General features: G+C 62.6%; 25 protein-coding genes and 3 pseudogenes. 20 read left to right on the forward strand and 8 right to left on the reverse strand.

Annotated elements, in window-relative coordinates; translation table 11 throughout:
- Positions 1–52: 52 nt before the first annotated feature.
- A complete protein-coding gene (locus PLD_RS20065) occupies positions 53–508 on the forward strand; it encodes a flavodoxin (RefSeq protein WP_159895768.1) in 456 nt (151 codons plus the stop codon).
- Here the strand turns inward: PLD_RS20065 and PLD_RS20070 are convergent.
- Entirely contained in the window at positions 489–1,385 is an 897-nt protein-coding gene (locus tag PLD_RS20070; protein WP_159895770.1) for a LysR family transcriptional regulator, read from the reverse strand. The two genes, PLD_RS20065 and PLD_RS20070, sit on opposite strands and share 20 nt — an antisense overlap.
- A 98-nt stretch (positions 1,386–1,483) precedes the next feature.
- On the opposite strand from PLD_RS20070, the gene PLD_RS20075 reads away from it, so the two are divergent.
- The 7 genes and pseudogenes from PLD_RS20075 to PLD_RS20105 all read left to right on the forward strand — a co-directional run.
- On the forward strand, positions 1,484–1,870 hold the full coding sequence (locus PLD_RS20075) for a CidA/LrgA family protein (protein WP_159895772.1): 387 nt from the start codon (positions 1,484–1,486) through the stop codon (positions 1,868–1,870).
- Complete coding sequence (locus PLD_RS20080) at positions 1,860–2,546, forward strand: LrgB family protein (protein WP_159895774.1); 687 nt, start codon at positions 1,860–1,862, stop codon at positions 2,544–2,546. Before PLD_RS20075 ends, PLD_RS20080 begins: the two co-directional genes overlap by 11 nt.
- Positions 2,547–2,691: 145 nt before the next feature.
- A complete protein-coding gene (locus tag PLD_RS20085; RefSeq protein WP_159895776.1) occupies positions 2,692–3,474 on the forward strand; it encodes a class II aldolase/adducin family protein in 783 nt (260 codons plus the stop codon).
- On the forward strand, positions 3,474–4,376 hold the full coding sequence (locus PLD_RS20090; RefSeq protein ID WP_159895778.1) for an alpha/beta fold hydrolase: 903 nt from the start codon (positions 3,474–3,476) through the stop codon (positions 4,374–4,376). The genes PLD_RS20085 and PLD_RS20090 overlap by 1 nt, the downstream gene beginning before the upstream one ends.
- A gap of 150 nt (positions 4,377–4,526) precedes the next feature.
- Entirely contained in the window at positions 4,527–5,438 is a 912-nt protein-coding gene (locus tag PLD_RS20095) for an SDR family oxidoreductase (protein ID WP_159895780.1), read from the forward strand.
- 184 nt (positions 5,439–5,622) lie between these two features.
- On the forward strand, positions 5,623–5,979 hold the full coding sequence (locus PLD_RS20100) for a hypothetical protein (RefSeq protein ID WP_159895782.1): 357 nt from the start codon (positions 5,623–5,625) through the stop codon (positions 5,977–5,979).
- 434 nt (positions 5,980–6,413) lie between these two features.
- Positions 6,414–6,631, forward strand: a pseudogene (locus PLD_RS20105) (response regulator transcription factor); the annotation flags it as partial.
- Here PLD_RS20105 and PLD_RS20110 read toward each other — a convergent pair.
- The gene (locus PLD_RS20110) at positions 6,613–7,413 is read right to left on the reverse strand and encodes an IclR family transcriptional regulator (protein WP_159898179.1); all 801 of its coding nucleotides are present in this window, start codon (positions 7,411–7,413) and stop codon (positions 6,613–6,615) included. The pseudogene PLD_RS20105 and the gene PLD_RS20110 sit on opposite strands and share 19 nt — an antisense overlap.
- 167 nt (positions 7,414–7,580) lie before the next feature.
- Here PLD_RS20110 and hmgA point away from each other — a divergent pair, with 167 nt between their 5' ends.
- The 4 genes from hmgA (at position 7,581) to PLD_RS20130 (ending at position 12,360) form a co-directional block, all read left to right on the forward strand.
- The gene (gene hmgA / locus PLD_RS20115; RefSeq protein ID WP_159895784.1) at positions 7,581–8,885 is read left to right on the forward strand and encodes a homogentisate 1,2-dioxygenase; all 1,305 of its coding nucleotides are present in this window, start codon (positions 7,581–7,583) and stop codon (positions 8,883–8,885) included.
- 3 nt (positions 8,886–8,888) lie between these two features.
- Positions 8,889–10,193 carry a fumarylacetoacetase gene (gene fahA, locus PLD_RS20120; protein WP_159895786.1) on the forward strand — a complete coding sequence of 435 codons (1,305 nt, stop codon included), beginning with the start codon at positions 8,889–8,891 and terminating at the stop codon, positions 10,191–10,193.
- Between the two features lie 12 nt (positions 10,194–10,205).
- Positions 10,206–10,844 (forward strand): maleylacetoacetate isomerase, encoded by a 639-nt coding sequence (gene maiA, locus PLD_RS20125; protein ID WP_159895788.1) that lies wholly within the window; start codon positions 10,206–10,208, stop codon positions 10,842–10,844.
- A 139-nt stretch (positions 10,845–10,983) separates the two neighbouring features.
- Positions 10,984–12,360 (forward strand): aromatic acid/H+ symport family MFS transporter, encoded by a 1,377-nt coding sequence (locus PLD_RS20130; RefSeq protein ID WP_159895790.1) that lies wholly within the window; start codon positions 10,984–10,986, stop codon positions 12,358–12,360.
- A 12-nt stretch (positions 12,361–12,372) separates the two neighbouring features.
- On the opposite strand, the gene PLD_RS20135 is transcribed toward PLD_RS20130, so the two are convergent.
- The 3 genes from PLD_RS20135 to PLD_RS20145 form a co-directional block, all read right to left on the reverse strand.
- The gene (locus PLD_RS20135; protein ID WP_159895793.1) at positions 12,373–12,840 is read right to left on the reverse strand and encodes a GNAT family N-acetyltransferase; all 468 of its coding nucleotides are present in this window, start codon (positions 12,838–12,840) and stop codon (positions 12,373–12,375) included.
- A gap of 56 nt (positions 12,841–12,896) precedes the next feature.
- Positions 12,897–13,709, reverse strand: a complete 813-nt coding sequence (locus PLD_RS20140; protein ID WP_159895795.1) for a class I SAM-dependent methyltransferase — start codon at positions 13,707–13,709, stop codon at positions 12,897–12,899.
- Between the two features lie 72 nt (positions 13,710–13,781).
- The gene (locus PLD_RS20145) at positions 13,782–14,585 is read right to left on the reverse strand and encodes a SirB1 family protein (protein WP_159895797.1); all 804 of its coding nucleotides are present in this window, start codon (positions 14,583–14,585) and stop codon (positions 13,782–13,784) included.
- Positions 14,586–14,769: 184 nt separating this feature from the next.
- Here PLD_RS20145 and PLD_RS20150 point away from each other — a divergent pair, with 184 nt between their 5' ends.
- The 3 genes from PLD_RS20150 to PLD_RS20160 all read left to right on the forward strand — a co-directional run bounded on the left by PLD_RS20150 (position 14,770) and on the right by PLD_RS20160 (position 16,576).
- Positions 14,770–15,789 (forward strand): Glu/Leu/Phe/Val dehydrogenase dimerization domain-containing protein, encoded by a 1,020-nt coding sequence (locus PLD_RS20150; protein WP_159895799.1) that lies wholly within the window; start codon positions 14,770–14,772, stop codon positions 15,787–15,789.
- A gap of 98 nt (positions 15,790–15,887) precedes the next feature.
- Complete coding sequence (locus PLD_RS20155) at positions 15,888–16,154, forward strand: hypothetical protein (RefSeq protein WP_256674697.1); 267 nt, start codon at positions 15,888–15,890, stop codon at positions 16,152–16,154.
- A complete protein-coding gene (locus PLD_RS20160; RefSeq protein ID WP_159895801.1) occupies positions 16,151–16,576 on the forward strand; it encodes a hypothetical protein in 426 nt (141 codons plus the stop codon). The genes PLD_RS20155 and PLD_RS20160 overlap by 4 nt, the downstream gene beginning before the upstream one ends.
- Before the next feature lie 192 nt (positions 16,577–16,768).
- On the opposite strand, the pseudogene PLD_RS20165 reads toward PLD_RS20160, so the two are convergent.
- Positions 16,769–17,008 (reverse strand): annotated as a pseudogene (locus tag PLD_RS20165) (YebG family protein); the annotation flags it as partial.
- A gap of 342 nt (positions 17,009–17,350) precedes the next feature.
- Here PLD_RS20165 and PLD_RS20170 point away from each other — a divergent pair.
- The gene (locus PLD_RS20170; protein ID WP_159895805.1) at positions 17,351–17,851 is read left to right on the forward strand and encodes a phosphate-starvation-inducible protein PsiE; all 501 of its coding nucleotides are present in this window, start codon (positions 17,351–17,353) and stop codon (positions 17,849–17,851) included.
- Here the strand turns inward: PLD_RS20170 and PLD_RS20175 are convergent.
- A complete protein-coding gene (locus PLD_RS20175) occupies positions 17,848–18,165 on the reverse strand; it encodes a DUF3509 domain-containing protein (RefSeq protein WP_159895807.1) in 318 nt (105 codons plus the stop codon). The genes PLD_RS20170 and PLD_RS20175 overlap by 4 nt on opposite strands.
- A 545-nt stretch (positions 18,166–18,710) precedes the next feature.
- On the opposite strand from PLD_RS20175, the gene PLD_RS20180 reads away from it, so the two are divergent.
- Positions 18,711–19,118 (forward strand): HPF/RaiA family ribosome-associated protein, encoded by a 408-nt coding sequence (locus PLD_RS20180; protein ID WP_159895809.1) that lies wholly within the window; start codon positions 18,711–18,713, stop codon positions 19,116–19,118.
- A gap of 206 nt (positions 19,119–19,324) precedes the next feature.
- Here the strand turns inward: PLD_RS20180 and PLD_RS20185 are convergent.
- Positions 19,325–19,968, reverse strand: a pseudogene (locus PLD_RS20185) (TonB-dependent receptor domain-containing protein); the annotation flags it as partial.
- 326 nt (positions 19,969–20,294) lie between these two features.
- Between PLD_RS20185 and PLD_RS20190 the strand changes: the two are divergent.
- The 3 genes from PLD_RS20190 to PLD_RS20200 are packed head-to-tail and all read left to right on the forward strand — an operon-like array spanning position 20,295 to position 22,510.
- A complete protein-coding gene (locus PLD_RS20190) occupies positions 20,295–20,600 on the forward strand; it encodes a DUF3649 domain-containing protein (RefSeq protein WP_159895811.1) in 306 nt (101 codons plus the stop codon).
- Complete coding sequence (locus PLD_RS20195) at positions 20,597–22,183, forward strand: PepSY domain-containing protein (RefSeq protein ID WP_159895813.1); 1,587 nt, start codon at positions 20,597–20,599, stop codon at positions 22,181–22,183. The genes PLD_RS20190 and PLD_RS20195 overlap by 4 nt, the downstream gene beginning before the upstream one ends.
- Positions 22,184–22,510: a DUF3325 domain-containing protein gene (locus PLD_RS20200; RefSeq protein ID WP_159895815.1), complete on the forward strand. Its 327-nt coding sequence runs from the start codon at positions 22,184–22,186 to the stop codon at positions 22,508–22,510.
- Positions 22,511–22,513: the final 3 nt, after the last annotated feature.

A 22,513-nucleotide genomic window follows, 5' to 3' on the forward strand; every position in this document is an offset into this window, starting at 1 on the left:
ACTCCGTAGCTGTTAATATCCCAGTCTTTTAGTCAGCTTCAGGAACAGATTGATGAAAGTCGCTATCCTTTCCGGCTCGGTGTACGGCACGGCTGAAGAAGTCGCTCGGCACGCCGCCAAACTCCTTAACGCCGCAGGCCTGGAGGCCTGGCACCAGCCGCGGGCAACCCTGGCCGAGGTCCAGGCGTTTGCTCCGCAGGCGTTGCTGGCCGTGACTTCGACCACCGGCATGGGCGAGTTGCCGGACAACTTGCTGCCGCTGTACTCCACGATCCGCGATCAATTGCCCGCCGCCTGGCGGGGGCTGCCAGGGGCGGTGATTGGTCTGGGCGATGCCTGCTATGGCGATACCTTCTGTGGTGGCGGTGAGCAGATGCGTGAGTTGTTCGTTGAACTGGGGGTGCATGAGGTGCTGCCGATGTTGCGCCTGGATGCCAGCGAGAGCGTGACCCCGGAGACCGATGCCGAGCCCTGGCTGGCTGAACTGATCAGTGCCCTGCGGGGCTGACCGGCTGTTCTTGTAGCAGCGCGAGCCAGGCTTGCGCTGCCTTGGACAGATAAGCGCCTTGGCGCCAGATGAAGGCAATGTCCCAGCGCAGGTAATCCGGGGCCTTGAGCGTCAGGCGCACCACCCCCGGCCGCACCAGGCCACGGGCGACCACACTGGGCAGCAGCACCACGCCTTGGCCGGCGGCCACCAGGGCCGCGAGAAAGTCCGCCTGACCGCTGCGCCCGCCCTCCTTGGGCGTGAAACCTACCTGTTGGCAGGCCTGCAGCAGGCGGTCATTGAGCACAAAACTGCGTTGGTAGAGGAGGAAGGGCGTGTCCGCCAGTTCTTCCAGGCGCACCTGGGCGTTCTGCGCCAGGGGATGGTCGGCGGGGAGCAAGGCATCCAGCGGTTCATCGCAGAAAGGCTGATAAGCAAATGCCGGGTCCTTGGGGGTCAGGCTGCCTCCCAGTTCCAATTCGCCATTACGCACCGCCTGTTCCACGTTGAGGCTGCCACCTTCGAGCAATTGCACCTGGATATTCGGGTAGCGCAGGCGGTATTCGGCGAAGCGGCTGGCAAACAGTGCATCGCTGCCCAGCAGTGGCAGGCCCAGGCGCAGTTCGCCCCGGGCCAGTTGGCTCAGGTCATCCAGTTCGCTGAGCAGCTCATTGCGCAGGCGCAACATGCCTTCGGCCCGTTGCAGGACCACGTTGCCGGCGGCGGTGAGGTGAATGTGCGAGCCCTGGCGCTCCAGCAGGGGCGTACCCAGGCTGTACTCCAGTTGGGCGATCTGTTTGCTGACCGCCGATTGGCTGATATGCAGGGTCTTGGCGGCCTGAGTGAAACCACCTTGGCGGATCACTTCGACAAAGCTGCGCAGTTGTTTGAAATCCATGCTGATGATTCCAGATTGGAATGGGTTTGAGTCTAACAATTCGCTTCGGTGATGGAGGGTCTTTTCATAAAATAGGCGCCTGAGAGGACCTGACCATCATGAACATTTCCACGTGCAAACGCCTGAGCCGTCTGATCTGCGAATTGGCGGTGCTGCTGGCGATCTATTTTTTGGGGTGTTGGGTGGCCGCCTGGCTGCCCTGGCCGATTCCTGGCGGGGTGGTTGGCCTGGCGCTGTTGCTGCTGGCCTTCGCGTTGGGCTGGGTCAAGCCGGCCGCGCTGCAATTAGGGGCCGGTTTGCTGATGGCCGAGATGCTGCTGTTTTTCATACCGGCGCTGATGAGTCTGCTGGATTACGGCAGCCTCCTGCGTCAGGACGGCTGGCGGATTCTGCTGGTGATTGGCGTCAGCACCTTGCTGGTGATGCTGGTGACCGCGCTGACGGTGGAGTGGGTGTGCCGCTGGAGGATGCGCCATGAAGCTTGAACTGATGCCGATGTTTTGGCTGATCCTGACCCTCGGGGCCTATCTGTTCAGCCGCTGGATCTACCGGCGCACCGGCCGTTACCTGCTGTCGCCGCTGATCCTGGTGCCGACGCTGTTGCTGGCGCTTGCCGTGCCGCTGCACACCGCCTATGCCGAATACGCCACCAACACGCACTGGTTGATGGGGGTACTGGGGCCGGTGACCGTGGCTTTCGCCCTTCCCATCTGGCAGCAGCGGCAGTTGCTGATGCGCCACTGGTCGGCGTTGTTGGTGGGCATGCTGGCGGGCAGCGCCGCGTCCATCGGCAGTTCCTTCGGTCTGGCCAAGGCCCTGGCCTTGGACAGTTCGGTGACCTTGTCGCTGGTGCCGCGCTCGATCACCACGCCCTTCGCCATGCCCCTGGCCCATGACCTGGGGGGTGTGCCCGAGCTGACGGCGGTATTTGTGATGTTCACCGGGGTACTGGGGGCTATGTTCGGCGGTGTACTACTGCGCTGGTTGCCGCTGCGTAGCGCCCTGGCTCGGGGCGCGCTGTTTGGTGTCGGGGCCCACGGTGCAGGGGTCAGCCGGGCCCACGAAGTGGGGGGGGAAGAGGGTTCGGTGGCCGGCCTGGTGATGGTGCTTACGGGGTTGCTGAACCTGTTCGCCGCCCCTTTACTGGCGTCGTTGCTTTGACAGCAAACCCTTGGGCCAGAGCCTCGATTGCGTTCTGACCCGCTCAGTCATCAAGCTGGCTGCCAATGAAACTCCCCACGGCGCACGGGCTGACTAGACTCTCATGCTCTGTCCTCTAATAAGAACCGCCACCGAGGTCCTTGCCGTGAGCCTAGCCCCCGTTCAATCGACACCGAGTGTAGAAAACCAGGTCAGCGCCATCGAATGGCAAACCCGTCAGGATTTGGCCGCTTGTTATCGCCTGGTGGCGATGCATGGTTGGGACGACCTGATCTTTACCCACATTTCCGCCAAGGTGCCGGGCACCGAAGATTTCCTGATCAACCCGTTCGGCATGATGTTTCACGAAATCACCGCTTCCAGCCTGGTGAAGGTCGATCTGGCCGGCAACAAACTGATGGACAGTCCTTACGAGATCAACCCGGCCGGCTACACCATACACAGCGCGGTGCATTCTGTACGTCACGATGTGGTCTGCGTTATGCATACCCATACGGCGGCCGGGGTGGCGGTATCGGCGCAGAAACAAGGCGTGTTGCCCATCAGTCAGCAGTCGCTGTTCGTGCTGTCGAGTCTGGGCTATCACCCTTACGAGGGCGTGGCCCTAAACCCCGAGGAGAAGGTCCGGCTGCAGGCCGACTTGGGCGACAACAGCTTTTTGATGTTGCACAACCACGGTTTGCTGACCTGCGGCGCGAGCATCGCCGATACCTTCTTGATGATGTTCACCTTCCAGCGTGCCTGTGAGATCCAGGTGTTGGCGCAGAACGGCGGCGCCGAATTGATCTGCATCCCGGCGTCGATCCTGGCCGGGGCCAAGGCGATGATTGCTGGGGTCACCCGTAGTGCTCAGGGCATGGGGGGCGGGCTGGCTTGGCCGGCCTTGCTGCGCAAACTCGATCAACTCGACCCAGGTTATAAACGCTGATGCCTATTTCCGAAATTCCTCTGTGTATCTGGCGCAAGCGCGGTCAGAACTTTGTGTTTCGTGGCCAGCGCATTCGTTATTGGGTGGCGGGGCAAGGAGAGCCATTGGTGCTGATTCACGGCTTCCCCACGGCCAGTTGGGATTGGCATTACCTGTGGCAACCCCTGGCGCGCAGTTATCAGGTGATTGCCTGCGACATGCTCGGCTTCGGCGACTCGGCCAAGCCCCAGGAACATGATTACAGCCTGCTGGAACAGGCGGATTTGCAGCAGGCGTTGCTTGAGCACCTGGGCATTGCCGAACCGGTGCATCTGTTCGCCCATGACTACGGCGACAGCGTGGCGCAGGAACTGCTCGCCCGGCACTACGAAGAGCGGATCGACGTCGCCACTTGTGTATTTCTCAACGGCGGCCTGTTCCCGGAAACCCATCGCCCGGTGTTGACCCAGAAGCTCTTGCTCAGCCCACTGGGCTGGATGTTCGGACGCGCGTTCAGCCGTCAGGGACTGGCGAAGAGCTTTCAGCAGATCTTCGGCCCTCAGACCCGTCCCAGCGAGACGGTCCTGGACGATTTCTGGAGCCTGGTGCAGAGCAACAACGGACCACGAATCCTGCACAAGTTGATGGCTTATATTCCCGAGCGCCGGGCCCTGCGCGAGCGCTGGGTCAGCGCCATGCAGCGCGACGAGGTGCCGCTACGGTTGATCGATGGGGCCCAGGATCCGATCTCCGGGGCGCACATGGTGGAGCGCTATCGGCAATTGATTGCTCAGCCCGATACGGTGCTGCTGCCGGGGATCGGGCATTACCCGCAGATCGAAGCGCCGCTGTTAGTGCTCAAGCATTACCTGGCCTTTCGCGACAATGTGCAGTCGCCGCCGCGTCGGGCAGTGGGTTCCTGACCGAACCTGGGAACCCGCAATGTTGAGCGGGCGCGGCGATTATCCCGCAGCCTTATTGCGTACTATTCAGGTCTAGACGTTTTTATTGTGACCGCCGGCTGACTGTCCGACACTCGAGCTCATTGTCCATTGGCCTTGCTGGAGTTCGATATGAGTGAGTCTGTGCGCTTGGAAGATAAAGTCGTGATCATCACCGGAGCCGGCGGCGGCTTGGGACGCTCCCATGCCTTGTTGTTCGCCAAACACGGGGCCAAGGTGCTGGTTAACGACCTGGGGGGCTCGGCCCAGGGCGAAGGCGCCAGCGCGTCGGCGGCAGATCGGGTGGTGGCGCAGATCCGCGAGGCGGGCGGCATTGCCGAGGCCAACCACGATTCGGTCACCGATGGCGCAAAGATCGTGCAGAACGCCCTGGATGTGTTTGGCCGGGTCGATGTGGTGGTCAACAATGCCGGCATCCTGCGGGACAAGACTTTCCACAAGATGGAAGACGCCGATTGGGACCTGGTGTACCAGGTGCATGTCGAAGGGGCCTATAAGGTCACGCGCGCCGCCTGGCCGCACCTGCGGGATCAGGGGTACGGACGGGTGATCTTCACCGCCTCCACATCAGGCATTTACGGCAACTTCGGCCAGTCCAATTACGGCATGGCCAAACTGGGGCTGTACGGCCTGACCCGGACCCTGGCGATCGAAGGGCGCAAGAACAACATCCTGGTCAACGCCATCGCCCCTACCGGTGGCACGCGCATGACCGAGGGCCTGATCCCGCCGCAGGTGTTTGAGCAGCTCAAACCAGAACTGGTAAGTCCCTTGGTGGTGTATCTGGGCAGTGAACAGTGCGAGGAAACCGCCGGCCTGTTCGAAGTCGGCGGTGGTTGGATCGGCAAGGTGCGTTGGGAGCGCAGCCTGGGCGCCGGTTTCGATCCGCGCCAGGGCTTCTCCCCAGAAGAGGTGGCGGCCCACTGGCAGCAGATCTGTGATTTTGAGGGTGCGGCCCATCCCCAGGACAACATCGAAGCCTTGAAAGAGATGATGCAGAATCTGCAAAAATACGCACTCTGAAACACTTCTCGATCCGCGGCTTTTCGCCCGTGCCTGGGTGATCCGGGCCGGCGTCTGGCGTTAAATGCGCCGGGTTTTCCGCGCTTGCTTCAGCACCCCGCCGGGCCTTAGGGACCGGCGGTTTTACTCCTGCCGTGTTCGTCTCTATGCTCGACGTTCCGCGAACGAACAGGGAGTACTCCGTATGTATGAGTCAAAGGATCAGCCGGTATTGTCGCGGCTGCTGTTTATCCGTCGGTTATGTGTGCATGGGTTGGTGGTGCTGGCGCTGATCACCTTTTCGGTGCTGTTGGGAATCAGCGGCTTGTTGTACTTCGAACAAGGCATTGCCTTTCATGACGCCTTGTATGACGCGGCCATGATCCTTGGCGGCATCGGTCCAATCAACATGCCGCAAACCCCTGGTGGCAAACTGTTTTTTGCCACTTACGGGCTTTATACCAATCTGGTGTTTGCCGCCACCCTGGGTTTGATCCTGTCCCCGGTGGCGCACCGTCTCCTGCACAAGTTTCATTATGACGAGCATGCTGATTCGCAGTAAGCGAAACGTGCTTTGTTAATACGTCAGGCATAAAAAAGGCCGCTGCAAGAGCAGCGGCCAAAGCAAGACGTTAGATCAAGGAGCTACAAAATCAACGTCGGTGAACCTGGGGCAGCGGCTTGAACAGAGTGACTTCACGCCTGCTGGAAATCAGTTGCTGAAAGGATCGTGTTCGACACCTTCTGCTTCAGTGCAGTCTGGCGCTGTGCCGTGAGTGCGGGCGAAGAATAAGCCTTGGCAGACCCTGGAAACATAGCGATTCAAGACAAGGACTGTTACCGCTTGAGCAACAGTGCCAACGGCTGACGCCAGGCCTGTATCGATGTTCCTGATGGGCGTGTATCCAGCCGCAGGCCCTACACCGCTACGCCTGTACCAGGCGAGGCTGAGGCCAGAGGCGCCGGTCCCCAGAGGGCGCACTCAAAGCGGTCCACGACAGCCTGCTCAGCCAGCGTCAACGGCAAGTGCTGGACTAGATTGCCCAGGGTTGCTCGAATCAGCAGATCGCCGAGCAGTTGTTCATGTCCTTGCATACGGTGAATCCCCACGGTCGCCGGATTCACAGCAAGCTGGGGGGGAGCGGCGCGCCCAGGCGGTGGCCAAGGCTCAGGCTCTGGGGTTGATGAGTTGCGTTTACGCCGATGGTGGCTGATAGCCCATGCGCCAGCTCACCGCACCGCTGGCCGCGAGCAAGCGTTGGGCGGCCGGGCCGTGTTCATCGGCGTGGAACAACGAGGTCGGGCCAACCACCGTCAGCACGGCGGCGATCTTGCCCATGGCATCGAACACCGGCGCCGACAGCGCGTCGACTCCGGGCATCAACAAGCCGTGGACATGGTGCAAGCCGCGCTGGCGAATCGCCTGGGCCAGGGCATCGTCGGCCGCTTTGTCGGCCAGCGGATGAGCACTGTTCGCCAGCAGCTCCTGCTGGCGCAGGTCGAGGGTTTCGCGCCGCGGCAGGTAAGCGTTGAACACCAACCCGGTGGAGGAACTGAGCAGCGGCAGCACCGAACCCAGCTGGGTGACCACGGTCACCGCCCGTACTGCCGGCTCGATGTGCACCACAGTGGCGCCCTGATTGCCCCACACCGCCAGGAAGCAGGTTTCGTTCAGCTCATCCCTCAGTTCCGCCAGGGGCAGGGCGCCAACTTTCAACACATCCATGCTGCCCAGGGCCGCCAGGCCGACCCGCAGGGCTTCGCGACCCAGGCCGTAATGGTTGGTGGCGCTATTCTGTTCGGCAAAACCGCTGGCAATCAACGCCTGTAGATAACGGTGCACCTTGCTCGCCGGCATCTGCACATGTTCGGCCAGGCGTGAAAGAGAAGTGGCCGGTGACAGTTCGGCCAGGGCCTTGAGGATGTCGGTGCCGACTTCGGCCGAGCGGACTTTCTGTTTACCGGTGCTGTCGCTGGTGCTGCGCGGCTTTTCCATGGAGGTGTCGGGGTCCCGTGACAAGTGGCGGTCTTTATAGCTTGACGCTCCCGGGCAATCAAATTACGTTATGCGTAATTGGATTACGATAAAAATAACCCAGGCGTGCCGATAACTCTTGCGAAGGAGTGGTGGGCCCCTGCCTATTGCAACTTCCAGGAGGCTCCATGAACCTCGAATCTTCGGCGTCGGCCCTCAGCTACCAATCGGGCTTTGGCAATGAATTCGCCAGCGAAGCCCTGCCGGGCGCACTGCCCGTTGGCCAGAACTCCCCGCAAAAAGCCCCTTACGGCCTGTATGCCGAATTGTTTTCCGGCACCGCCTTCACCATGACCCGTAGTGAAGCCCGGCGTACCTGGATGTACCGCATCCAGCCTTCGGCCAAGCACCCGGCTTTCGCCAAGCTGGCGCGGCAGCTGGCAGGCGGCCCGTTGGGTGAAGTCACCCCCAACCGCCTGCGCTGGAGCCCCCTGCAGATTCCAAGCGAGCCCACCGACTTCATCGATGGCCTGGTGGCCATGGTGGCCAACTCGGCGGCGCAGAATCCGGCTGGTATCAGCGTCTATCACTACCGTGCCAACCGCTCGATGGAGCGAGTGTTCTTCAACGCCGATGGCGAGCTGCTGCTGGTGCCGGAACTGGGCCGCCTGCGCATCGTCACCGAGCTGGGCGTGCTGGCGCTGGAGCCGCTGGAAATTGCCGTGCTGCCCCGCGGCCTGAAATTCCGCGTCGAGCTGCTGGACCCGCAAGCCCGTGGCTACGTGGCCGAGAACCACGGCGCACCGCTGCGCCTGCCGGACCTCGGGCCCATTGGCAGCAACGGCCTGGCCAACCCCCGGGACTTCCTGGCCCCGGTGGCTCATTACGAAGACCTGCGCCAGCCCACCACGCTGATCCAGAAGTACCTCGGCGAACTTTGGGGCTGCGAGCTCGACCACTCGCCGCTGAACGTCGTCGCCTGGCACGGTAACAACGTACCGTACAAATACGACCTGCGCCGTTTCAACACCATCGGTACGGTCAGCTTCGACCACCCGGACCCATCGATCTTCACCGTATTGACCTCGCCCACCAGCGTGCCGGGCCTGGCCAACCTGGACTTCGTGATCTTCCCGCCACGCTGGATGGTGGCCGAGAACACCTTCCGTCCACCGTGGTTCCACCGCAACTTGATGAACGAGTTCATGGGCCTGATCCAGGGCGCCTACGATGCCAAGGCCGAAGGTTTCCTGCCCGGCGGCGCGTCGCTGCACAGTTGCATGAGCGCCCACGGCCCGGACGGCGAGACCTGCACCAAGGCGATCAACGTCGAGCTGCAGCCGGCCAAGATCGACAACACCATGGCCTTCATGTTCGAAACCAGCCAGGTGCTGCGCCCCAGCCAGTTCGCCCTGGAATGCGCGGAACTGCAGAACGACTACGATGCTTGCTGGGCCTCGCTGCCCGTCACCTTCAACCCGAATCGGAGATAACCCATGACCTTGTCCACCATCACCCGTAGCTGGGTCGAGTCCGCCAACGGTCACCCCGACTTCCCGTTGCAGAACCTGCCCCTGGGCGTCTTTAGCACCCAGGGTTCGGCACCCCGCAGCGGGGTCGCCATCGGCGAACAGATTTTCGACCTGGAAGCGGCGCTGGAGGCCGGGCTGTTCGAAGGCCAGGCCAAGGCCGCGGTGCAAGCCGCCCTTGGTGGTCAGTTGAACGCTTTCTTCCAGCTTGGGCGCCCGGCCCGGGCCGCCCTGCGTGAGCGCCTGCTGGAACTGCTCGGCGAAGGCAGCAGCCTGCGCGGCAAGATCGAGGCCCTGGGTGCGAAACTGCTGCCCCTGGCGGCCGATTGCCAGATGCACCTGCCAGCGAAAATCAGCGATTACACCGACTTCTATGTGGGCATCGAGCATGCGCAGAACGTCGGTAAACTGTTCCGCCCCGACAACCCTTTGTTGCCCAACTACAAGTACGTGCCCATCGGTTATCACGGCCGCGCCTCCACCATTCGCGCTTCCGGCGCCGAGGTGCGCCGGCCCAAGGGCCAGACCCTGCCGGCCGGACAGACCGAGCCGACCTTCGGCCCCTGCGCCCGTCTGGACTACGAACTGGAACTGGGCATCTGGATAGGGCCGGGCAACGAAATGGGCGAGCCCATCGCGATTGGCGATGCAGCCGAGCACATCGCCGGCTTCTGTCTGCTCAACGACTGGTCGGCGCGGGACATCCAGGCCTGGGAATACCAGCCGCTGGGCCCGTTCCTGTCGAAAAGCTTCATCACCAGCATTTCGCCCTGGGTGGTGACCGCCGAAGCCCTGGAGCCGTTCCGCCAGGCCCAGGCGCCGCGCCCGGAAGGCGATCCGCAACCGCTGCCGTACCTGCTGGATCCGCGCGACCAGGCCGCTGGCGGCTTCGACATCGAGCTGGAAGTGCTGCTGATCACCCAGGCCATGCGCGAGCAGGGGCTGCCGGCCCACCGCCTGACCCTGAGCAACACCCAGTACATGTACTGGACCGTGGCGCAGATGGTCGCGCACCACAGCGTCAACGGCTGCCAGTTGCAGGCAGGCGACCTGTTTGGTTCGGGCACCTTGTCCGGTCCGCAGAGCGGCCAGTTCGGCAGCCTGCTGGAGATCACCGAAGGCGGCAAGAAACCCATCGAGCTGGCCTCCGGCGAGGTGCGCAAGTTCCTCGAAGACGGCGATGAAATCATCCTGCGTGGGCGTTGCCGCCGTGAAGGCTTCGCCTCCATCGGCTTCGGCGAATGCCGTGGCACCGTACAGCCGGCTCGCTAAGAGGAGCGTCCCATGCAGCTCTATACCTACTACCGTTCCACCGCGTCCTACCGGGTGCGGATTGCCCTGGCCCTCAAGGGCCTGGAGTTCCAGGCGATTCCGGTCAACCTGCTGGTGCCCAAGGGCGGCGCCAACCGCCAGCCGGAATACCTGGGCATCAACCCCCAGGGGCGGGTGCCGGCGCTGCGTACCGAGGACGGCGAGCTGCTGATCCAATCCCTGGCGATCATCGAGTACCTGGAAGAATCTTATCCACAGGTGCCGTTGCTTTCCAAAGACCTGGTCCGCCGTGCCCGGGAACGGGCCGTGGCGGCGATCATTGGTTGTGACGTCCATCCGCTGCACAACTCCAGCACCCTCAACCTGCTGCGCGAGTGGGGGCATGAAGAAGAGCAGTTGCTGGTATGGATCGACCACTGGATCAGCCAGGGTCTGGCAGCCCTGGAGCAACTGATCGGCGATCAGGGGTTCTGCTTTGGCGAGCAGCCGGGGCTGGCCGATGTGTTCCTGATTCCCCAGCTGTATGCGGCCGAACGCTTCAACGTGTCGCTGGACGCCTATCCGCGGATTCTCCGGGTCGCGGCCCTGGCCGCCGAGCATCCGGCGTTCCAGGCCGCGCACCCGGCCAACCAGCCGGACACCCCGGCCTGAGCCTGCGCGCGGCCCCGGCATTCGGGGCCGCGCGGCATCCGCATCACCCGGGCTCCGCAATGGAGCCCGAGCGGTCACGGCCCGTGATCGGTGCAACAGCGCTGCCCATAACCATAAAAAACCGAACAGGTACCTTGTGATGCAAAACCAGATTGCCAGTTTTCGCGCTGCGCTCGACGCCCGCCCGGTGTCCCGCTACCAGTGGTTGCTCCTGTTGCTTCTCGCCTTGCTGTTGGTCACCGATGGCTACGATGCCCAGGTTCTGGGGTATGTGGTGCCGGCCCTGGCTCAGGACTGGGGCCTGGAAAAGGCCGCCTTCGGCCCGGTATTCAGCGCCAACCTGCTGGGCCTGACCCTAGGCTCCCTGGCGGTGACGCCCCTGGCGGACCGTTTTGGTGTGCGGCGAATTTTGCTGTGCTGCGTGCTGATCTACGCCACTCTGACGGTGCTGATGGTGTTCACCCATTCCCTCAACAGCCTGATGGCCGCGCGATTTATCTGCGGCATTGGCATGGGCGGCGCGATGCCCAGCGCCATGGCGCTGATGTCCGAGTATTCGCCGCCGCGCCTGCGCACCCTGATGGTGACCCTGGCGGCCTGCGGTTTTTCCTTCGGGGGCGCCGCCGGTGGTTTTGTCGCTGCCGGGTTTATCGATCGCTTTGGCTGGGAGGCGGTGTTCCTCGCCGGTGGCATCACGCCGTTGCTGCTGTTTCCGTTTTTGCTCTGGCGCCTGCCTGAATCCCTGCCACGTCTGCTGCGGGACGCACCGCCCTATGCGCGCCTGCGCAAAGTCACTGCGCAGATGCTCCCAGGCTGGCAACCGCCGGCTGCCGAGCTGAGTCGCGATGACGCGCAGGCGGACAGCAAGCTCACGGTGCTGGAACTGTTTCGCCACGGCTATGCGCGGCCGACCCTGCTGATCTGGTCGACCTTTTTCGTCAGCCTGATCCTGCTGTATTTCATGATCAGTTGGCTGCCAACGTTGCTGCTGGAGAGCGGCCTGGCCCTCAAGCAGGCCAACCTGGTGACCTCGATGTTCCTCTTCGCCGGCACCCTCGGCGCAATTGGCATGGCCTGGATCGCCGACCGCCTGAAACGCAAGGTGCGCCTGCTGGCGGTGGTGCTCGCGGCGGCTGCGCTGTGCACCGTGCTGCTGGGGCTGAACCACGACAATCCGCTCTACCTGGTGCTGTTCGTGTTTGCCGCGGGCTTTTGCATCATCGGCGGCCAGCTGACCCTGAACGCCTTCGCTAGCAACTTCTACCCGGCCCAGGTGCGCGCTACCGGCACCGGTTGGGCCTTGGGCGTGGGGCGCTTTGGTTCGATCCTCGGCCCGCTGTTCGGCAGCCTGTTGCTGGCGATGCACATTCCGGTGCAGCAGATTTTCTTCTTCTGCGCGATTCCGGCGGTGCTCGCGGCGTTGCTGATCATTCAGGTGCGTTCGCCGTCCGATGCCGATGGTGCAGGAGCGGCTGCGGGAGCCGCCGTGGAGCGGCAGGCACCGCTCAAGTCCTGAAGAGGGACAGGCTCAGCGTGCCAGGTGCTTGATCATCGGCACGCAGGCCAGGGTCAGGCCTCGAGGTGACTGGTACTGGGCGACGCGCTCGCCGACGAAACCGCAATGGCGATAGAAGTCGGCGGCGTTCAAGGTCGAATCCAGGATCAGGTGCGGCAACTCGGCCTGCAGCGCCTGTTCTTCGAGGTATGCCATCATCCGGCGGCCAATGCCGCGCCCCATGTAGGCCGGATCGACAAACACCGCGTCGACTTGTCCACTCTTCAGGTCGAGCAAACCGCTGGCGATCACCTGGTCGTCGACGACCGCGACATGGCCGGTGTTCGCCACCACCTCGATGAAGTAGTCCGACAGTTCGCCACTGGTCCAGACCGCCAGGTCCGCTTCGGGATAGTGGCCCGCGCACTGGTGGTTGATGGCCTGATTGCGAATGTCGAAGACTCGCTGCGCGTCGCCGCTGTGAGCTTTTCTGATAAGCATGCTGTTTCCGTTCCTTGGCGTGAGCCGCCCATCCTGTCAGAGCGCCTGCGCGGCTGTCATGCGGCCCTGGCCTGGATCAGCCACAGCCCCCAGCCGGTTGGCAAGGTGCCGTCGGCGCGTTGCAGGTGCCGGGTGCTGTGGTGCAGTTGGTTTTTTATCTGGGCCTGGTTGGCTGGCGTCAGGCGATCCAGGTCATAGGTGTCGCCGAGGGCGTCCCAGAGCGCCTCGAAGGTGGGCGTCCAGGGCAGGTCCAGCGCCTCGAAGTGCAGTGACTTGAAGTGCCGGCCCAGCAGTTGTCGCCAGCCCTCCTGCGACTGTGCCCGAGGGTCCACCAGGGGCAGGGGCGCAAGGCCGTCGCGCCGGGCCGCCGCGCGGAATGCGTGCAGGTAGTGCTGGCCCAGTTCCCCCAGGAGGAATTCCCGGCCGACCACCATCGACAGTCGGCCACCAGGAACCAGCACTCGATGAACCTCCTGCAGCACCTGCTCGATATCGCTCATGAGCATCAGCGCCAGGTGCGAAAGCACCGCGTCGACGCTGGCGCTGGCCAGGGAAAGGGATTGCGCCCGCTCGTTGAGCAGCAGAGCACGGCCCGCCAGACGGGTGTGCGCCGCCTGTAGCTCGGTCGCGCTCATGTCGACGCCGAGCAACCGGGCCGTGGGGTAGCGCCGGGCCAGCTGTTCGAGCAGGAAGCCATCGCCGCAGCCCAGGTCCAGCACCTGTGCATCAGGCGGCAAAGGATCGAGGGTGGCGGCCAGAATGTCGTAGGAGGAGCCGCGTCCAGCCAGGCTCAACCCGGCGAAGGCCGGCGGCGTGGTGCCGGGGCGCCGCTGGTGGAAATCCTGGAGAAAGCGTTCGGCGCTGTTCATGCTTTTTCATCCTTGCAGCAGAGAGGAAGCGGCAGGGATTGTTGCACGGCAGGCGCGGGAGCGGCGGGTGATTCAGTGCACGACGGTGTTGGGCGGCAGATGCCCCAGGCGCTCGGTCAGGCGCAGGCGCTGGATCGGGTCGTCGCTGAGCAGCAAGGCGTGCTCCAGGTCGAAGCGCTCGGCATTCGGGCACTCCAGGCGTTGATAGAGGCTGGCCCGGGCCAGGTAGTCGGCGGCGCTGCCGTTACCCAATTCCAGCACGCGTTCGGCATTGATCAGGGCCGTGAGGTTGTCGTCGTAGGACAGGTGCAATTGGCGCAGGTTGCGCGACAGGCGTTGGAACATTTGCTGCGGTTCGGCACTGGCCAGGTGCTCGGCCTTGAGCTTGATATGGGCGCCGTACTGGCGTTGCAGCAATTCCCGGCAGTCGTTGGGGTACAAGCGGCGCCCGCCGCAGGGATCCAGCAAATGATCGGCGCCGGGCACCCGTAGCAGGAAGTGCCCGGGGAAGTTCACGCCCACCAGGGGAATCTGTAGCCGGTGGGCCAGTTCCAGAGCAATCAGCGCCAGGGCCAGGGGCTGCCCACGGCGCAACTCCAGGACCTTGTCCATCAGCGCCGCCTGGGGGCGCAGGGGCAGGTGTTCGTCCTGCTGGAAGCCCAGGTCGTTCATCCGGCGCAACAGCGGCTGGCCCAGTTCGTTCGCCGGCAGAGAGGGCAGGCTGTTGCCGATCTGCAGTTGGATCTCCTTGAAGGCTTCCAACTGGCGTTCGGGGACCAGTTGCGGTGCGTGTTCGGCGGCAATCCACAGGGCCGCTTCCAGCAGGGCGGGCGGCGAGCGGTGCAGGCAGGTGAAAAAAGCTTGGCGCGGATTCATCTCAACCTCCGACGGATGCCTCGTTTTATCCTCGCGGCGCAGCTTCGTCCAGTGTAGACATACGTGGTAGCAGGTTATTTCCCAAAGCCTGAAAGGCCATCCGGCTTATTCCTGCGCGGTGCAGCAAATTCCGGGCGCGCGCCTATAATGGCGACTACACGAAAAGTGATTCGGGAGCCCGTCGATGTTCGCTCTCATGCACAACACCCGCCTTGAATCGCTACACCTTAGCGTCGACCCGAGCACCGGGTTGAAGGCAGTGATCGCCATCCATAACAACAGCCTGGGGCCAGCCTTGGGCGGTTGCCGTTATCTGGCCTACCCCGACACCACCAGTGCGGTGGAAGACGCTGCGCGTCTGGCCCAGGGCATGAGCTACAAGGCGGCCCTGGCCGGCTTGCCTCAGGGGGGCGGCACTGCGGTGATCATTCGACCGGCCCATGTGGAAAGCCGCGCCGCCCTGTTCGAAGCCTTTGGCCGCTGTGTCGAACAACTGGCCGGCCGCTATATAACCGCTATCGACAGTGGCACCTCGGTGGCCGACATGGACTGCATCGCCCAGCAGACCCGTTACGTCACTAGTACCAGCGCCGCCGGAGACCCGGCCCCCCACGCGGCCATGGGGGTGTTCGCCGGGATTCGCAGCACTGCCATGGCTCGCCTGGGCAGCGACAACCTTGAGGGTTTGCGAGTGGCGATTCAGGGCCTGGGCAACGTCGGCTTTGCCCTGGCCGAGCAACTGCACGCCGCAGGGGCCGAACTGCTGGTCAGCGACATCGATGCCGGCAAGGTGCAGTTGGCCATGGAGCAACTCGGGGCGCATCCCGTCGCCAACGATTCGTTGCTCAGCACCCCTTGCGACATTCTCGCCCCTTGCGGCCTTGGCGCCGTGCTCAACAGCCTCAGCGTGGCCCAGTTGCGCTGCGCGGCGGTGGCCGGTTCGGCCAACAATCAACTGACCAACCTGCAAGTGGCCGATCAACTGGAGCGGCGCGGGATTCTCTATGCGCCGGACTACGTGATCAATTCGGGTGGCCTGATCTATGTGTCCCTCAAGCATCGCAATGAGGAGCTTTCGGTGATCACCGCGCACCTGTCGAAGATCAGCCTGCGGCTGACGGAGATCTTCGCCCACGCCCAGGCGGAAAAACGCTCTCCGGCGCGGGTCGCGGACGAACTGGCGGAGCGGGTGCTGTACCGCTAGGTATCTGTGTCTTATCCCGTTGGCTCGCCCTCTGTAGTATCAGGGCCCGGGAAAGGTTGCCGCGCTGAGCCCGATCCCTCAAAGGCCAACGACAAGGAATGAATTCGACGATGCCTCAAGTGCTCGATAGTGGTCTGGATGAGCAGTTGGCTTCGCTGTTGCGCAAAGGTGCGGATATTCAATCGATACGCCAGCTTCTTGAGCGGTACCGGGATCGGGGCTTTGGCGCGCAGGCGGTGTACAACTATCTGGCGTCGCTCAGGCATGACGCATCTGAAGAACTTGAAGACAGAATCCTGGAAGCCATGGGTATAGCGTCCGGATACTGCTCGCCAGGCTGCAGGGTGTGGGAGGTTGCGCCATGACCGAGGCCCATACCGACAAACCATTGATCGGGTGTTCTGTCAGGGACCTGCAGTTGTACGCTGCGGCGTGCCTGGAGGCTTACTGCCTGAGCAAAGGTATTGCTCATCCTGCTTTAGATGACTTGCTCAAGCACCTTGAGAACTATCCGGAAAAAGATCGTTTACTGGCCTGGGACAGGGCCGGAGCGCAACTGGCATTGAATGGTCGACGGGATGATTGGCCACAAAGCCTTGTTGCTTTGATAGCGCCTGAAGATATCGAGGCGTTCTCCAGTATCGTCGACAGCGCGGTTGAGGTTGGAATGGTCGACCTGTATGGAGGCGCGACCGATTTGCCCGTGATTTTCATGGGCAAGATCACTGCGATATTGCGTCGCAACCTGATCGATTTGCCCGAGCCGAAAGGCGCGGCAGTCGTTTGACCGGCGGCTGCATCACGGGCACTCCTTGATCGGCAAACATGAAAAAAGCCCTGTGCCATGGACACAGAGCTTATTCAATTCGCGTAAAGCCTATTTCGCTGCCTTGGCCGCTTTCGCCGGTTTGGTCGGCGCCTCGGCTTCGGCAGGTTGCTGCGCTTCGACCGCTTCCAGCACGGGCGCGGGGACGTTGAGCAACTCGGACAACGCATCCGGCTGGCTCTTGAACGCCTTGGCGAAAACATCGCGATTTTTCGCCATGTAGATCCCGGCTTCTTCCACCTGCTGCTCGCTCAACGACGGCACGGCTTTTTGCAACACTTGCGCCAGCACTTCAGCCAGTTCGAGCATTTTGTCATGACGGTCAGCTTCGGCTTTATCCATGAACAAGCGCTCCAGATCTCGGCTGCTGCGGTATACCACTTCGACGGCCATTCACCACCTCACATGCCTTCACGATAATGGGTCTGTATAAATACTGTATCTATATACAGGTCGAGAGAATAGGCGAAACCTTTTCCCTTGGATAGTGGCTTTTTAATGTAGACGCCGTTTTTTTTTCCGCCCGCCCCCGCGTACAGAGCCGACTTGCCGGCGAAGGCGTTACAGGAGTTGGCTGCCCTTGGCCGATAAGCCGGCTCCAGCAAGGGGCCAGACGTGCCTCGGTAACGGCGGTCTCCATCTCACTGACGGGCTTCTGGCCTTTTTTCTGCATGCAGAACAACCGTCACGTCCAATCCGCATCATCCGGTCGAACTGACCTAAGGAAGTACCATCGTGAAAATCAATTGGGCCGAGAACCTGCGGCAGAACGTGCATCAACTGGCCGAATCCCTGGGCAATCTGTTTGTCGAGTCATTCCATTACCTGGCGCTGTTCGCCATCGGTGCGGTGACCGCTTGGGCGGCGGTGATGGAGTTTTTGCAGATGATCGAGGCGGGGCACATCAAGATCGATGACATCCTGCTGCTGTTCATCTACCTGGAATTGGGGGCGATGGTCGGTATCTACTTCAAGACCAACCACATGCCGGTGCGCTTTTTGATCTACGTGGCGATCACCGCGCTGACCCGATTGCTGATCTCCAACGTGTCGCACCACAATCCGCCGGACCTGGGGATCATTTACCTGTGTGGCGGCATTCTGCTGCTGGCCTTCGCCATTCTGGTGGTGCGCTACGCCTCGTCGCAGTTTCCCTCGGTGAAGATCGAGCATCCGCAGCGCAAGGTTGGCGCGGGCTCCGGCGAGCATCCGGAAGTGGAAAAGGGCGAGCTTTAAACGCGCAAGACCTGGGGCGCAGGTGGCTGGCCTGTCGGTGGCGGCAGCGGCAGGCGATCGCCGTTGGTCATGGCTTCGAGAATCGCCATGGCGCTGTGCCCTTGTTCGATGGCTATCCCGAACTGAATGCTTTGCACCAAGCGCTTGATGCGCTGTGGGTCATTGCGTTGAGCGGCGCTGATCATGCGCTTGGCCACCACCCGGCCGGCCTGGGACAGGGTCAGCATGATGCAGCCGTCCAGGCCCTGGAGGCTCAGGTTGACCTGGTACTCCGGGGTGAAGGTGTCGGTGATCAGTTGAAAAGGGTTGTCCATGATGCGTTACCGCCTGATGGGATCGTGCTGTCATTGACTGGCAGGTGGCGGATTTAGTTCGCGATTCCAGACCACCGGCCAGTCGTGCGCACAGGGTTGCCAATGTCCGTATTGTTCAGGGCAGAACAAAGCAAGGGACATGCCGGGAATCGCGCCAAGCAATGAATTCGGGGAGAAAAAAGCGCACCACAGGGGGGGCTTTTCTGTTGCCGGTCTGTTTCGGGGCGTTCGTCGAGAAATGACCGCAGACGGTGCGGCAAGACCGTTCAACAGCAGGAAGCTGCCTTGCTTGGCGCTGATGGAAGGGCGGCTGGCAACAGCGCTCATCAGGACGGTTGAGAGGGGGTGAACTCAGCGAGCCAACTCCCGACAGTAACAGTGCTTTTGTAGTTTGTCCGGCTTTATTTGCGTAGGAATATTTATCTTTTTTCAGGGCTTGAAATGTTCGTCTTGGTGCCTAATTGTGTAATCAAGAGGTCACGAAATGCAGGTTCCAACGCATTGCCTTGACCCTCTTACGAGCACGCTGAAATAAGGGAAGAACTATGCAAATCCAAGTCCATAGCGATAACCATATTCAAAGCAGCCTTAGGTTGGAGGAGTGGGTGCGTAGCACCGTTGAAAGCACGCTCGAACGCTACGAAGAAGACCTGACCCGAATAGTGGTCCACCTGCGCGATGAGAACGGTGGCAAGTCAGGTCCAGACGATATGCGCTGTCAGCTGGAAGCCCGTCCTAAAGGCCACCAGCCCATTTCCGTGACCCACAAGGCCGATACGCTGGAGCAGGCCATCGACGGCGCCACCATCAAGATGGAAAGTGCTCTGGAACACATGTTTGGCAAACTGCGCGGCAAACGCGCGGCGGCTGAACCCAGCACCGATGGCAGTGAGGCCGACGCCCTGCTCGAAGAAGAATTCCTGGAGAACCAACAAGCCGCGCTCAACAGCTGACGGCGCTGCTCCACCCCCCCCCCGCGAACGGGCCTGCATTGCAGGCCCGTTTTTTTTTGCCAATGAACCCGTTCAGGGAGCCAGGGAGTTGTTTGCGCCAGGCGTGTGTCGCGCGGTGCGGCCAGGTTTGCACCTCGGTTGTTGGCGTGTGGTTGTGGCCATTGGAGCGGCTGTGCCGGGCGTCGCATCAGCTTCGTCGAGAAGCGTCAGAAGGCCACGGACGTCCGTACGTAGAGGGTGCGCGGCTCACCCACGTATTTGCCTTTGTTGTTGTCGAAGGAGCGGGTGAAGTACTGCTGGTTGAAGGTGTTCTTGACCCCCACCGCGACGTTGAGGTCTGACAGCCGTGGGCCGAAGTCGTAGCCGGCGCGGGTGCTGAACAGCCTGTAGCCGGGGATGCGCCGTTGCTGCCATCGGCACTGTGCGTTGAGGTGTTGGCGTTGTCGGCGAATTGGCTGCTCGGGTAGCTGCTGTCGAGATTGAGCGTCCACGGACCTACGGTGTAGCTCCCCCCCAGGGTGCCCTTGTGCTTGGAAGAGAAGGGCAGGCGGTTGCCCTTGTTCGGACCATCCTCACGCATGCTGGCATCGACGTAGGCATAGGTGGTGTAGACATTGAAACCGGCCAGCGCCGGATCAATGCCGTCCAGGGCGTAGTTGATGCTGCTTTCGATGCCCTGATGCCGGGTTTCGTCCCGGGGGATCACCGTGTCGTTGGTCTGGTGACTGTCGTACTGGTTGTCGAAGTTGATCAGGAACGCGCCGATCTCCGCCCGCAGGGTGCCATCGTCATAGCGGGTGCCCAGTTCCCAGGCGCGGGCCTTTTCCGGTTTGACCCCGCTGGCCACGCGGTGGGCATCGGCGCTGTGGGGGCAGCTGAGCCGACCCCGCAACCAGCTGTTCAGCCAGCTGTGATGAGCCTGGTAGAGACCTTCGACGGTAGCGCAATGGGACAAGCGGGACGCTCCTGCACCCACAGGGCGCACAAGAGAACAAGAATTGTTCGTAATGTGGTGTCGCTACCTGGCATTCGGCAATCAGCTCGCATCACCACCAGCGCGTGGCTTTCCCTGCGCTTTTTGCATATGAGAATATTTATCATTATTATCGTGCGCCTGTTGGCTCCGGGCGCTTGTATGGCATCCCGGGCTTCTTCCCCTCGTTTCCAGGTCCAAACATGAAAAGCAAGGCCGGCGGGCTCCCCGCTTCCTATCGTCTGGCGGTTGCCTCGCGGGTCTGTGCCGCACTCCTGGGGGGCTATCTGCTGGCGGCGCTGTCCAGTGTCTGCCTGACCCTGCTGCTGCCCGGCCCCAGAGTCGATGCCGTGCTCAGCGGGATGCTCCTGTCCTTTGTGTTCTACCTGCTGGCGGTGCTCTGGTGCTTTGCCTGTCGCAGTGCCTGGCAGGCCTGGGCCGGCGTATTGCTGCCGAGCCTGGTGCTGGCACTGGTGAGCGGCAGTGTCTACCGGGCGGTCTGGTCATGAAGGAGGGCTTGCGTCAGTCCATGGCCTGGCTGCACACCTGGGGTGGGCTGCTGCTGGGCTGGTTGCTGTTCGCGATTTTCTTCACCGGCACCCTGTCCTACTTCAAGGCGGAAATCACCCACTGGATGCAGCCCGAGGCGCCGGCCCGCGCCCTGAATGCCGACGTCAGTCTGGATCTGGCCCAGCGCTACCTGGAACAGCACGGCCAGGGTGCCCAGCGCTGGTTCATCGACCTGCCGGACCCGCGCCAGCCGCTGCTGGCGGTGGCCTGGCAGGCGCCGAGCGCCCCCGGCGAACGTGGCGTGTTCACGGAAAAGCTCCTGGACCCCGGCACCGGCAGCGAACTGCACGTGCGCGATACCCGTGGCGGCGAGTTCTTCTACCGCTTCCACTTCCAACTGCAAATGCCCTATCCCTGGGGCCGCTGGCTGTCGACGATGGCGGCCATGGTGATGTTCGTGGCGCTGATCAGCGGCATCATCACCCACAAGAAAATCTTCAAGGACTTCTTCACCTTCCGCCCGCGCAAGGGCCAGCGCACCTGGCTCGACGGGCACAACGCGGTAGGCGTGCTGGTGCTGCCGTTCCATTTGATGATCACCTACAGCAGCCTGGTGATCTTCATGTCCATGGTTATGCCGGCGAGCATCCTGGTGGCCTACAAGGGCGACAGCAATGCCTACTTCAAGGACCTGCGACCGGCCAGCAACAGCACCCCGGCGGCCGGTCAGGCGGCGCCCCTGACCGCTCTCGATCCACTGCTCAAACAGGCCCTGGAACATTGGCCGGGGGGGCGGGTGCAGCGGCTGGTGATCAACCACCCGGGGGATGCCAACGCTTCGGTGAACGTCATGCGCCACAGCGCCGACCGGGTGGTGCGCGACGCGGGCAGCACCCTGTCGTTCAACGGGGTCAACGGCCAACTGTTGCAGGTCAGCCCGGAACAATCCCTGCCCAAGGCCATCAGCGGCAGTTTCTATGGCTTGCACATGGGGCTGTTCGCCGGGCCGCTGCTGCGCTGGCTGTACTTCGTCTGCGGGCTGGCGAGCACCGCGATGATTGGCACCGGGCTGGTGATCTGGCTCGGCAAGCGCCAGCTCAAGCATGCCAAGTGTGCCGTGCAGCCGTTCGAGCTGCGCCTGGTGGAAATCTTGAACATCGCCAGCATGGCTGGGCTGGTGCTGGCAGTGGCGGCATTCTTCTGGAGCAACCGCTTGTTGCCGGCGGCTTTCGCCGAGCGCGCCGACTGGGAGGTCAACAGCTTCTTCTGGGCCTGGGGCTTGAGCCTGTTGCACGCCTGCGTCCGCCCCGGCCGTCGTGCCTGGATTGAACAACTGGGCTTGGGGGCCGTGCTGTTTGCCGGTGTGCCGGTGCTGAGTGTCCTCACCAGCCCAAGCCTCACGGATGGCTTCATGGTCCGCGGCGACTGGAGCATCGCCGGTTTCGATTTGGCGTGCCTGTGCAGCGGCCTGTTCCTCGCCTGGGCGGCGCGCAAGCTGCAGCGTGCCGCGATTGTGCCGGCCGGCGCCAAGCCGCGTCCGCCCCGACAACGCCCGTTGGCCGCTGAAACCGAGGTGAATTGAATGCTCCTGGCGCTGTTGCTGTGTTATGCCGGTTTCACCGGCCTGTGCCTGTCACTGGACCGGCATCACGCGGAACTGCTCGGGCATAAGCCTTCGACCGTGCGCCGTCACGGCCTGCGTCTGGGCGGCTGGTTGCTGCTCGGCCTGTCGCTGGCGGCGGCGGTACTCGATACCGGCTGGAGCCTTGGGCTGGTGCAATGGTGTGCGCTGCTGATGTGCAGCGCCTTGCTGCTGGTGCTGCTGTTGCCGTATCGACCGCGTTGGGTGCTGTCGATGGCGGGGGTCAGCCTGCTGGCCAGCCCGCTCGTCGCCCTGGCCCATTGCTGAGCG

Origin of the sequence: Pseudomonas sp. LD120, from assembly GCF_009861525.1 — a bacterium.
Taxonomy (GTDB): domain Bacteria; phylum Pseudomonadota; class Gammaproteobacteria; order Pseudomonadales; family Pseudomonadaceae; genus Aquipseudomonas.